Source organism: Rheinheimera sp. (genome assembly GCF_036568245.1).
Classification (GTDB): Bacteria; Pseudomonadota; Gammaproteobacteria; order Enterobacterales; family Alteromonadaceae; genus Alishewanella.
Genome location: NZ_DATCSY010000223.1, coordinates 1 through 12,478, shown reverse-complemented (window position 1 = coordinate 12,478; position 12,478 = coordinate 1). Strand labels below are relative to the sequence as shown.

Annotated in this window: 10 protein-coding genes and 1 pseudogene; 4 read left to right on the top strand and 7 right to left on the bottom strand. The window is 51.3% G+C overall.

Annotated elements, in window-relative coordinates:
• From VIN66_RS10345 to VIN66_RS10335, 3 genes and pseudogenes are all read right to left on the bottom strand, one after another.
• Positions 1-183 (bottom strand): annotated as a pseudogene (locus tag VIN66_RS10345) (hypothetical protein); the annotation flags it as partial.
• Positions 184-192: 9 nt separating this feature from the next.
• Positions 193-678, bottom strand: a complete 486-nt coding sequence (locus tag VIN66_RS10340; protein ID WP_331923916.1) for a hypothetical protein — start codon at positions 676-678, stop codon at positions 193-195.
• On the bottom strand, positions 671-1,195 hold the full coding sequence (locus VIN66_RS10335) for an RNA polymerase sigma factor (protein WP_331923915.1): 525 nt from the start codon (positions 1,193-1,195) through the stop codon (positions 671-673). Before VIN66_RS10335 ends, VIN66_RS10340 begins: the two co-directional genes overlap by 8 nt.
• A 403-nt stretch (positions 1,196-1,598) precedes the next feature.
• Here VIN66_RS10335 and VIN66_RS10330 point away from each other — a divergent pair, with 403 nt between their 5' ends.
• On the top strand, positions 1,599-2,369 hold the full coding sequence (locus VIN66_RS10330) for a pseudouridine synthase (protein WP_331923914.1): 771 nt from the start codon (positions 1,599-1,601) through the stop codon (positions 2,367-2,369).
• Here VIN66_RS10330 and VIN66_RS10325 read toward each other — a convergent pair.
• Positions 2,295-3,485, bottom strand: a complete 1,191-nt coding sequence (locus VIN66_RS10325) for an MFS transporter (RefSeq protein WP_331923913.1) — start codon at positions 3,483-3,485, stop codon at positions 2,295-2,297. The genes VIN66_RS10330 and VIN66_RS10325 overlap by 75 nt on opposite strands.
• Before the next feature lie 121 nt (positions 3,486-3,606).
• Here VIN66_RS10325 and VIN66_RS10320 point away from each other — a divergent pair, with 121 nt between their 5' ends.
• Together VIN66_RS10320 and VIN66_RS10315 are read left to right on the top strand one after the other, a co-directional pair.
• Positions 3,607-4,947 (top strand): MATE family efflux transporter, encoded by a 1,341-nt coding sequence (locus VIN66_RS10320; protein ID WP_331923912.1) that lies wholly within the window; start codon positions 3,607-3,609, stop codon positions 4,945-4,947.
• Between the two features lie 74 nt (positions 4,948-5,021).
• Positions 5,022-5,624, top strand: coding sequence for a DUF5610 domain-containing protein (locus VIN66_RS10315; protein WP_331923911.1), 603 nt, complete (start codon positions 5,022-5,024; stop codon positions 5,622-5,624).
• A 16-nt stretch (positions 5,625-5,640) separates the two neighbouring features.
• Here VIN66_RS10315 and VIN66_RS10310 read toward each other — a convergent pair whose 3' ends face one another.
• Positions 5,641-6,948 (bottom strand): hemolysin family protein, encoded by a 1,308-nt coding sequence (locus VIN66_RS10310; RefSeq protein WP_331923910.1) that lies wholly within the window; start codon positions 6,946-6,948, stop codon positions 5,641-5,643.
• 205 nt (positions 6,949-7,153) lie between these two features.
• On the opposite strand from VIN66_RS10310, the gene VIN66_RS10305 reads away from it, so the two are divergent.
• Positions 7,154-8,095 carry a sugar phosphate nucleotidyltransferase gene (locus VIN66_RS10305; protein ID WP_331923909.1) on the top strand — a complete coding sequence of 314 codons (942 nt, stop codon included), beginning with the start codon at positions 7,154-7,156 and terminating at the stop codon, positions 8,093-8,095.
• A gap of 7 nt (positions 8,096-8,102) precedes the next feature.
• On the opposite strand, the gene VIN66_RS10300 is transcribed toward VIN66_RS10305, so the two are convergent.
• Both VIN66_RS10300 and VIN66_RS10295 read right to left on the bottom strand, forming a co-directional pair.
• Entirely contained in the window at positions 8,103-9,368 is a 1,266-nt protein-coding gene (locus VIN66_RS10300) for an Nramp family divalent metal transporter (protein WP_331923908.1), read from the bottom strand.
• 94 nt (positions 9,369-9,462) lie between these two features.
• Positions 9,463-12,478 (bottom strand): multidrug efflux RND transporter permease subunit (locus VIN66_RS10295; protein WP_331923907.1); only part of this gene is annotated, 3,016 nt, incomplete at its 5' end.

Here is a 12,478-nt window from a genome sequence, read left to right as displayed (position 1 = left end):
GTTGCTGTCAACAGCTTTAATCGTTACTTCACCGCTCATCACTTCAATATAGATTTTTTCATTGGCACTGACGCTGCGGTTTTCATTGACGCTTTGTCTGTCGTCAGCCAATGCAAGCTGGCTGATACCTACGAACAATACTGCGGCCAGGCCGCTCACCCAGGTTTTGCTTACTGTTTGCATAATACTCTCCTAACTCATGGCTAAAGGTTGTTGCAAAGTGGCGCGCTGAATGTACGCCAGTTGCTGTTGATATAAGCTTTGCAATTGCGCTAGCAACTGCGGTTCATCCGGATAAAGTTCTAAGGCACGGCGAACCTGAGCAATAGCCTGGTCCCATACCTGTAATTGTTGCTGCCAGTTATCAAACCCTTCTGCAATTGCGACGGTCTGGCGAAGTTGATTGGCTTTTTGCGTTTCATATACCTGCAACAGCATCAGTTCGGCACTTGGCATGCTAGCCTGCGTACTGCTTTGTATACCCGGCAACAGCGCCAGTTGCCAGCTGACCAGGCACGCCAGACCAAGTACTGCCGCAGTGGCCCAGTGCCACAGTACCGGTTTAGCTTTTGACGGCCGGTCAGCCAACTGCAGCTCGATACCTGCCCATAAATCACGCTCTGGCATCACATCTGGCGCCAAAGCGCTGATTGCTTTATCTAATTGCTGCTCATTCATCTGCTAACCACTCCTGTAACAGTTGTCTGGCACGAAAATACTGTGCTTTGGATGTCCCCTCGGCAATACCGAGCATGACGGCGATCTCCTGGTGCTGATAACCTTCCAGTGCAAATAGTACAAATACGGCTCTGGCCTGTGCAGGCAATCGTTGTATCGCCTGCTCCAGTGGCGCTGCGGCACTACTGCACTCAGTAGCCGTTTCAGCCAGTTCAGGCTGCTCGTCGCTGCTGTCGGTTAGCCGCAGATGTTTATCCTGGCGCCATAAATCTATTGCTGTACGTGTCGCAATAGTATGTAACCAGGTGGCAAAGCTGCTGTCGCCACGAAATGCCGGTAGCTGCTGCCATACTTTGATAAAAATCTCCTGACTGGCGTCTTCAGCTTTTTGCTTGTTGCCCAGCAATCGCCAGCATATGGCATACACCCTGCCGACAAACTGCTGATAAAGGTGATAAAACGCCTGTTTGTCACCTTCTTTTGCCGCGGCGACTGCCTGTGCAATCTCCATTGCCATAAACGCCCTTACATCGTTTAATAACTATCTGATTTGTGTGGTTAGTCGGCAGGGTAAAACGAAAGGTTTAAATGCGCTTTGATTTTTTTTGCGGAAAATAAAGCGGGAGCAAGCTCCCGCGCCACTAAATAGTGTCAATAATCCAGGAAGGAAGGTATAACGCGGTGCATTGTGCAGGCCTTTTGCGTCATTTATGTGACAAGGTAGCGATACTTTTATGAAACCGTCACTTTTTAATTGAGATAAAAAAGCCGGGCGCAAAGGCCCGGCATAAATAAAGAACGAGGAGGAACAGATTTGCCTTAGCAGGCACAAACATCATGCCGCATCTGTGTTACAGGCTGATGATTATTCTGCGCCTTATCGGTTATTATTGGCGTTTTAACGAAACAGACCACTACGTATGTCAGCAGACGCTCCCAGACACCGTTTAGCCAAATGGATTGCCCAGAGTGGCTATTGCTCGCGCCGGGCTGCTGAGCGCCTGATCAGCGCCGGGCAAGTGCACTGCAATGGCAGAGCTGCTTTGCATACCGATTTGGTTAACCACAATGATGACATTCTGATAAACAACCTGCCGTTACCAGATCAGCCACCGCGTCAGTACTGGCTATACCATAAACCGGTGGGCATAGATTGTAATAACCGCCCGGACGATCCGGCCAGCCTGTACCAGTTATTAAAAACACTGCCAGAGCGCGTATTTGCGGTGGGACGGCTGGATAAAGACTCCTGCGGCCTGTTGTTATTAACCAATGATGGCGAACTCAGCCAGCAGCTGATGCACCCGGATTTTTATCATGAAAAAACCTATCTGGTTGAGACTGACAAAGCCATCAGCGAAGCCTTTATTACGGCAATGGCATCGGGCGTCAGCTGGCAACTGGGTAATAAGCAATATCAGTCGCGTCCCTGTAAGGTTAGCGGCAATAGCCAGCATCAGTTTACCATCACGCTGACACAAGGCCTGCACCGGCAGATACGTTATATGTGTAAAACGCTGGGCTACCGCGTCATGGCACTTAAACGCATCCGCTTACATAACCTGTGTCTGGGCCAGCTTACCGTGGGAGAGCTACGCCAGCTAACCAGCGCTGAACTAACACAACTGCAGGCGCTTAGCGCGCTGCCACAGCCAGAAACACAGACCCAGTGTCAGGCTGTACATCAGTAAGGCCCCTACTACCACACCAGGCCAGTGCAGCCATTGCCAGAATGGCTGCAAATAAAGGCCTCCGGTGCTGGCACCAACATAATAAAATACCAGGTAGAGCGCACTGGCACTGGCTTTCGCCCGGATAGCGCACTGATTTACCCAGCTGCTGGCCAGTGAATGGGTAAGAAAAAACCCAAAAGCGTTGATGAAGAAACCTGTCACTATCAGCCAAAGCTGGCTGCTGAGCGTCAGCAAAGTCCCCAGCATCACAATCAGCACCCCCAGCCCCATCGCCAGCGGCGCTGCCAGTCTGATAGCTACTTTCCCCGAAATGGCAGAGCCAACTGTGCCGGTAAAATAGGTGACAAACAACAAACCTATCCAAAAACTGGATAAATAATAAGGTGCATCGGATAACACAAAGGCAATGTAGGTATATTGATTGAGGAAAATGAAAAAGCTCAGCCCGCCAATCAGGTAAGTCAGCAGCAGTAAAGGCTGACGCAAATGATAGAGGTTATCTGCCAGCGCCTGGCGCAGTACGAAGGGTTTGGCAACAAACTGTTTTGCTGGCGGTAAATGGCGCCAGACTAACACACAACTTAGCGCACCAAGCAGCGCGATCGGCCAGAATACCCATTGCCAGTGGCCAATATCGGCCAGGGCGCCTGCCATCAGCCGCCCGCTGATGCCGCCGAGCGAGTTGGCGCTGATATAAAACCCGACAGCCGCAACCAGCGCCGGTTTACTGAACTCCTCGCCCATATAGGCAATAGCAACTGCCGGCAAGCCGCCAAGAAACACACCCTGCACTGCCCGCCAGAACAGTAAAGTGCTGAAACTTTCCACCTGAGTCAGCGCCAGCGTGCTTAATGTCATACCGAACAGCGTGATTAACAGCAGCTTTTTACGGCCCCAGGCATCTGACAAGGCAGCATATACCAGTAATGACAAACCCAGACACAAAGTGCCTATGGCATAAGCCCAGCTGGTTTGCAGAGGGCTTAGCGCAAATTGGCGGCTGAGCACCGGCAACAAAGGTTGTAGCAGATGTAAATTGGCAAATACCACCACGGCAGCCAGACAAAGCGCAACGGTCGCCCGGTAAAATGCAGCACTTTTATATTCAATCACCCGGCAACTTCCGGTAAACATGGTTGCCGCTATTATAAAGCCATAACAACCTACAAACGAGGTCGCCGCGCATTAATACAGCGTGTATTATCAGCCTTTTAGCGGTAACGGACTTTTATCTATGTCACTTAACAGCTTCCATTGGCATAAACAGCGACAAATAGCCTTAATTGCCCTGCCGATGGTGCTGTCCAACTTATGTGTCCCTTTGCTGGGTCTGGTAGATACTGCCGTGGTTGGCCATTTACCACAGCCTCACTATCTGGGCGGCGTTGCGTTGGGTGGCAGCATTATCAGCTTGCTGTACTTTTTACTCGGCTTTTTACGGATGAGCACCACAGGCTTAACGGCACAAGCTTATGGCCGTGGTGGTGATGCGGCGACAGTCCGGTGCCTGCAACAGGGAATAATGCTGGCGCTGGCGTTAAGTGCACTGCTGCTGTTGCTGCAATGGCCGGTGATTAAACTCAGCGTCTACTTCAGTGATGCCAGTAGCGCAGTACTGCAACAAGCCGAGCGTTATTTCAGCGTACGGATCTGGAGCGCACCGGCGACATTGGTCAACCTGGTGCTGATGGGCTGGTTTCTCGGCAGACAAAATGCACGCGCGCCCATGTGCTTACTGCTGTTTGGTAACGCGGTAAATATCGCGCTGGATCTACTGTTTGTGCTGGTATTTGGCTGGTACACAGCCGGTGTTGCAGCGGCGTCTGTGATTGCTGACTATGCAACATTAATACTGGCGCTTTATCTGCTGTGGCAAAGTGCCGGCGCTGACATTTTTAATCAACTGAAAAAGCTTAGGTTAACCCTGCATGACAGCCTGCCCCTGCTGTCTCTTAACCGCGATATCTTTCTGCGCAGCCTCTGCCTGCAGGCCGTCTTTGTGTTTATTGCGTTTCAGGGCGCCGCTTTTGGCGATAGCACCCTTGCAGCCAATGCAGTGCTGCTTAGCTTTCTGCTGCTGGTGTCTTATGCCCTTGATGGTCTGGCCTACGCGGCAGAGAGCCTGGTGGGTAATGCTATGGGGAGCAAGAAAAGTAAGGATCTGAGCATCACACTGCGTCTGCTGTCATTCTGGTGTCTGCTGCTTTCAATTGTATTCAGCCTCGGCTATGCCACTTTGGGCACCCAGTTAATAGCATTACTGACCAGCATAGACACAGTGCAACAAGAAGCCGCCCGCTACCTGCCATGGCTGATGATTATTCCGCTGATTGCCAGTTGGGCCTTTTTGCTCGATGGTATTTTTATCGGTGCCACTCAAGGCGCCTTGCTGCGTAACAGCATGTTTATCGCACTACTGGGGTTTGCCAGCTGTTTTTGGCTGCTGCAACAGTTTGAAAACCATGCTCTTTGGGCGGCGATGACGCTGTTTATGGCGCTACGCGCCCTGACACTGACCTATCATCTGTACCGGGGTAAATTAAAGCAGGCCATCTACGCTGAAAAAAATGTTTAAAGTTTAGCCAAAAGCTGCCGATAACCGGCTACGGGTTATACTACACACACTGATACTGAAACAGGAGCTGCATTATGGCTATTACTTCTGGCAGCAACACGCCACTAAGTGGCGTTGCAAAACAACCGACCAGCAATACAAAGAGCGCTGAGCAACTGACCGGAAAGGACCGGGCAGAACAAGTCCGTCAGGCGCAAAATACGGCAATACTGCGCGCCAATGAGCAGGTGTCGCTGCGTAGCAACAACGACTCGCTAAGCCTGTTGTATAAAACAGCGCTTGAAGGCATTAATGCCGAGCTGGAGCCGGTGATGGGTGAAAATGCCGCCCAGAAAATTTATGACTCAGGGATTGATACCTCCCCGGAAGCCACTGCCGAGCGCATCGTAGCCTTCGCTACCGGTTTTTACAGCCGTTATAAAGAGCTGAACCCGGGTAAATCAGAAGAGGAAACCCTCGACAGCTTTTTAAAAGTTATCGGTGGCGGCATAGAAAAAGGTTTTGCCGATGCCAAAGACATTTTAAAAGGTCTGAAAGTATACGAAGGTGAAGTAGAGAGCGGCGTAGATAAAACCTACGGACTGGTGATGCAGGGGCTGAACAGCTTTCGCGATAAAATGCTTGAGCTTGCCACTACCCCGGTACAATCTGACAACGACGATAGCCAGCAGCCTTAAGCTGCTGGCGCGGTTTTCATGCTTTTTCGGCGCTCTCTGGCGCCGCTACGCGGGTAACCAGCAACTGGTCAATTTTGTAACTGTCGATATCGACCACTTCAAACTTATAGCCGCCATGCAACACAAAGTCGGTACGTTTGGGGATCTTACGCAGTGTATACATCATAAAACCGGCGATGGTTTCGTAGTTTTCCGGGTTGGGGAAACTATCAATATCCAGCACCCGCATCACATCCTGTAGTGGTGTCAGGCCTTCAACCAGCCAGGAATTACTGTCGCGGGCAACAATCTGTTCTTCCTCCGAGCTAACCAGCTCGCCCATTACAATGCTCATCACATCTTTTAGCGTAATAATGCCGACAACCAGCGCATACTCATTCATGATAATGGCAAAGTCGACACCGGCAGACTTAAAATGCTCCAGCACCTCATACAGTGACAACGTATCCGGAATGATCAGTGGCGAGCGCACTATGCCTTCTTTTTTCAGTGATATCGGCTGCTCATGCAATACCTGCATCAGGATATCGCGGGTATCAACATAGCCCACCACTTTATCCAGCACCCCATCAACCACTAAGAACTTGGCGTGCGGATGCTCGGCTATCTTGGCTTTAATACTGTCTTGCGACTCATCAGTGGTAAAAAAGATCAGGCTCTCGCGTGCTGTCATCGCCGAAGTGACAGTGCGTGATTCCATATCAAACACATTCTCCAGCAACTGATGCTCGTGCTCCTGTAATACCCCGGCCTGTGCGCCAGCCTCCATCATCGCAATAATATCATCCGGCGTGATGTCATCTTTACGCATCGTCGGGACATTAAACAGGCTGAAACAGGCATTGGCCAGGCTGTTAAACAGCCAGACAAAGGGTTTAAGCAGCATGATAAGCCACAGCATGGGATTAACCACCCGGATCGCAATCTGCTCAGGTGAAATCATCGCCAGCCGTTTTGGCATTAAATCGGCAAACAGAATAAATAACGATGTGACAAAAAATACTGATAGCGCAAAGGCAGCATTCGCCACCCAATGCCCGGTGAAAAACATAGCCAGCAATGAGCTGAAATAAGGCGTGAACGCAGATTCACCCAGAATACCACCCAAAATGGCAACAGCATTCAGCCCAATCTGCACGATGGTAAAAAAGTTACCCGGGTGTTCCTGCAACGCCAGTACTTTTTCAGCATTAACATTACCGTCTGTTGCCATCAGCCGCAGCCGCATCTTGCGCGAAGCGGCCAGCGCAATCTCCGAAATTGAAAAAAAAGCACTGCCAGCCACCAGCAATAACATCAACAACATATATTCCAGCGTAGACATCTTCTCTCCTGCAAACAATACCCGGCACCCGGTCACCCGCTTTGCGTAGTATAACGCTGTTATATGACTAAACCTGCTAAGCAACTGAAAATATTCAAGCGTTACACCCGAATTGCCTTTATCACAATTTCATTTGATACATATCAAGCCTGTTTTTTTATCATGCTGTACATTTTATGTTCAACCTTGATTGCAGGTAACGAACATGTGCAGAGTACTCAGCATAGTGCTGGCCGGTGGTGCCGGTAAGCGGTTGCAACCCCTGACATTAAACCAGGCCAAGCCGGCCCTGCCCTTTGTGCGGCGTCGCCGTATTATCGATTTTGTGCTGAGCAATCTGTACCACTCCGGTTTTAATCAGTTATTGGTACTGACGCAATATCAGCCTGCCAGCTTACACCGGCATCTGCAGCAATACTGGCAACCCTTGTTTGCCCGTTCAGGTGCTTTGCAGCTGTGCCAGGCGCCCGCTGATGCCAATCAGGGTACGGCGGGCGCAGTAGCGCATCAGCTGAGTGTCATTCGTGACTACCGCCCCGATGTGATTGCCGTATTAAGTGCGGATCATGTGTACAAAATGGATTACCGACAGATGCTGGCGTTTCATCTTAAACAACAGGCCGCTGTCACCGTGAGTGCCGTAGCGGTGCCACTTAGCCTGGCACCGCAATTTGGTATTTTCAGTACGGATGAGCATCACCACATAATCAACTTTTGTGAAAAGCCACTGTCAGATATCCCCACCCTGGCAGGGCGCCCGGGTTACGCACTGGCATCCATGGGCAACTATCTGTTTGACGCTCAGTACCTGTGCCAGCAGTTAGAACGTCTGGATTTGTCCTGTCATCATGATTTTGGCCACCATCTGTTACCTACACTTTGCGAGCAACAACTGGCTTGTGTCTATGATTTCAGCACTAACCAGTTGCCCGGCGAGCAAAGCCTGCCACATTACTGGCGGGATGTCGGTACTTTGTCGGCTTATTTTCACAGCAAGCTGGATATTATGCAGCACCCGGACTGGCTAGATGGCCCAAAGCAACACTGGCCTATACTGGCAGCAGGCAAGCAACCTTTGCGTTACCGCATCGCATCTGCTGCGTTTCGGCGTTTACCACTACAGACACACCAGCCGCTATACAGTTAACATGCGTTTAAAGCAATGCAAACGCCAGCGCCAGGCTTCTGCCACTTAGCAGCAAACTGACAAGCAGCACCACTAAACCCAAGCCATTTTGCCAGCGGCTATTACGATATTGTCCGAGCACACTATGGTTCATCGCCAGCAATAAACACAGGCAAATAACCGGCAGCAGAATGCCGTTGGCTACCTGGGCGAACCAGATCACATTGACCGGCCGGATACCCAGCGATGATAACACGACGCCACACAGCACAATAAAGATCCAGGTGGCACGAAACACCGGTTGTTTTAAATCAAGCGGTTTATTCAACACGCCGGCCAGTGCATAGGCAGCAGCAAGTGGCGCCGTAATTGCTGATGACAAGCCAGCAGCCACCAACCCCAATGCCAGACACCAGGTCGCGGCGCTGCCAAACAACGGTGTCAACGCCTGCGCCAGCTGGGCAACGTTATCCAGCTGCTGCTCCCGGCCAAAAAACGCCGTCGCTGCGGTTGATACAATTGCAATTGAGATAAGACCGCCCAGCGGTATCGCAACAGCAATATCCTGCCTTGCGGCCCGGATAGCCACCTGCGGCGCTACATTGTTGTGCGGCCATTTTTGTGCTGCTGCAGCTGCATGTAAAAACAGCGAATACGGCACCACCGTAGTGCCGATTAATGCCACAACACTGAGTACAGCACCTGTTGGAATAACCGGCCAAAACGCGCCTTTAAGCAGCGCCGCCAGATCCGGGCGGGTAAGCAGCATAGTACCGATAAAGGCCAAACTCATCAGAATAACCAGCGCGATAAGGCAGCGCTCTATCAGCTTGTATTGGCCAAACCACAACACCACTGCCGCCACTAAGCCGAGTAATAACGCCCAGGGGTTAACCGAGGTGTAATTTTTCCATTGCATTACAGCGGCACTGTCAGCAAACAGCGCATCAGCACCCAGGGCTGCACCGCTGATATTACCGCCCTGATAGGCGCTGTTGCCAATCACAATAGCGGCCACGACCAGCAACAACAATGGCCAGCGTAACAGGGGGTTCTGCACCAGCTGCCGCAGGTTTTCTCCCAGACCACGCCCGGTAACAATACCCAGCCGCGCCGCCATCTCCTGCAGGATCATGGTAGCGGCAACGGAGAACACCAGTGCCCAGATCAGCGCATAACCAAAATTGGCCCCGGCCAGTGAAGCGGTCACTACAGTGCCTGGGCCAATAAAGGCTGCCGTAACTAATGTCGCCGGGCCAAACAGAGATTTTTTATTATTGTCAGAGGTTTGCATAAACAGGCAACGACAGAAAAAACAATGGCGCTACCTTAGCATAAGGCAGCGCCATTTGGTCAAACAAAGTACACCGTGCTACTGGAGCAAGTGGTTAGAGTAACCCCTCTTTGGTATCCAGATGTTCCTGCCTGTGGTGCTCTGCAATCTCGGCTGCCAGCTCTTGTTTAGAGCGTGACTCCCGGATACGACGCTCTGACAGCCAGAAGAAGAACAGTGGCACAAAAAATACAGCCAGGAAGGTTGCCGCCATCATGCCCCCCATTACACCAGTACCTACACTGTGACGGGCACCAGCGCCAGCGCCACTGCTAAAGGCCAGCGGCACTACGCCCAGAATAAACGCCAGTGACGTCATAATAATCGGCCTGAACCTCAGCCGCGCGGCTTCCAAAGCAGCTGTGCCGGTAGACCAGCCCTGCTGCGATTTCATCAGCGCATACTCGACAATCAAAATGGCATTCTTCGCTGCCAGGCCGAGCAACGTTACCAGACCAATCTGGAAGTAAACGTCGTTAGTTAAACCGGCTATCCACACCGCCACCAGCGCACCGAAAATACCAAAAGGCATTGCCAGCAGTACCGACAGTGGCAGCGACCATTTTTCATACAGCGCCGCCAGAATTAAAAACACCATCACAACCGCCATCCCCAGCGCAATGCCGGTGGTACCACCACTACGTTTCTCCTGAAAGGCACTGCCGGTCCAGTCGTAACTGATATCAGGCGGCAGCATGGTATTGGCAATACGTTCAACTTCGGCGATTGCCTGGCCGGAACTGTAGCCAGGTGCGGCATTACCTAACAATTTTACTGCCGGCAGGTTGTTGTAACGTTCCATGTTATCCGGGCCTGAACTGTACTGAATATTCGCCAGTGCCGACATTGGGATCATCTCGCCGCTGCTGCTTTTAACGTAGATATGGTTAATATCTTCCGGTTTCATCCGAAACTGTGCGTCAGCCGACATCAGTACCTGCCAGGCGCGGCCATACTTATTAAAGTCATTGACGTAGTAAGTACCTAAAGTGCCAGCCAGCGTATTAAAGGCATCGTTTACCGGCACACCAAGCGCTTTGGCGCGTTCACGATCTAAATCCACCTTCAGCTGAGGTGTATTAGGCCGCCACAAGGTTTGCACGCCAGCCAGCACCGGGCTTTGCCCTGCAGCGCCCTGCATAATGCCCATCGCCTGCGCCAGCTTTTCCGGGCCACCATCACCACGGTTTTGCAGATAAAACTCAAAGCCGCCGGTATTACCCAGGCCAAAGATCGGTGGCGGGTTAAACGCCAGTACTAAAGCTTCGTTAATACCGGCGGTTTTCATAAACAGCTCATTGACCAGATCGCTGGCGCTGATATCACGCTCGCTCCAGTCTTTTTGCGTGACAAAAATCGTTGCCGCACTGTTCTTATAACCACCGCCGATAAAGTCAAAGCCGGCAAAGCTGATAATGTCTTTGTTGGCGCTGTTTGAGCGGATAGCCGCAACCACTTCATCCGTTACCCGTTGGGTTCTTTCCAGCGACGCACCGTCCGGCAGGAAAATGGCAGCAATATAAAAGCCTTGATCTTCATCCGGCACCAGCGAGCCCGGTGTGGCTTTCCACAAACCCGCAGTGATAAATATCATGCCGCCGACCAGCACTAACGCCAGTAAACCACGGCGCAGGAAAAAGCCTACTGTCGATACATAACGGCCGGTAATACGCTGGAAGAAATCATTAAACCAGAGGAAGAACTTCGCTGTTTGCTTGTGCTCACGGCGTAAAATAGCCACACACAATGCTGGCGTCATCACCAGTGCCACCACGCCAGATAAGCTCACCGCGATAGAGATAGTCACCGCAAACTGACGGAACAGCTCGCCGGTTAAACCACCTAAGAATGCTATCGGCACAAACACCGCACACAGTACCATCACGATAGCGACCACCGGGCCGGATACTTCCTGCATGGCTTTAATGGCCGCATCACGCGCTGATATATGCTCTTCGTGCATGATACGTTCAACGTTTTCCAGCACCACTATCGCATCATCCACCACGATACCAATCGACAACACCATACCAAACAGCGTCAGCGTGTTGATGGAATAGCCCAGCATGTATAAACCGGCGAAGGTACCAAGCAGTGAAATAGGTACCGCCAGAATAGGAATAAGCGTAGCGCGCCAGTTCTGTAAGAACAGATACACCACCAGAAACACCAGCAGCATAGCTTCTGCCAGCGTTTTGATAACCTCACGGATTGACACTTCAACAAAGCGTGTAGTGTCGTAAGGTGTTGCCTGCGCCAAACCGCTTGGGAAGCGCTGTTTTAACTCTGCGACTGTGGCATTAACTTCGGCAGCAACATCCAGCGCATTAGCACCCGGCTGCAGAAAAATACCCACTAATGTGGCAGACTGGCCGTTGTACTGGCCAAGGAAGTCGTAATCGCGTGAACCCAGCTCAACCCGGGCAATATCTTTGACTCTTAGTGTGCTGCCATCAGGATTGGCGCGTACGATAACATTCTCAAACTCTTCTACCGTCGAAAAACGCCCCTGCGCTGTTACCGTGTACACCATTTCCTGCGCCTCAGCTGCGGTTGGTGTCGCACCGATTTTACCGGCAGCAAACTGGGCATTTTGCTCGCTTAACGCAGCGGCAATTTCCGGCACTGTGACTTTAAGCTGGCTCATCTGATCCGGGCGCAGCCAAATCCGCATCGCGTAGTCTTTGGCACCAAAAATCTGCACGTTAGTGGTGCCCGGTATCCGTTTTAACCTATCCAGCACGTTCAACGTCACATAGTTAGAGGTCCACAAATCATCGCGGCTGCCATCAGGTGAGTAAAACGCCAATACCTGTAAAAAGCTCGAAGAGCCCTTTTCTACCGTAATACCCTGCCGGCGTACTTCTTCCGGCAAGCGGGCCTCTACTTTACTGACGCGGTTATTAACGTTTACCGCTGCCTGGTCTACGTCAGTGCCAATTTCAAAGGTAATAAAAATAGTAGTAATGCCAGAGCTGGTTGAGGTTGATGACATATACATCATACCTTCCACCCCGGTAATGGCATTTTCCAGTGGCGCTGCCACGGTTTGCTCTAATACTTCAGATGAC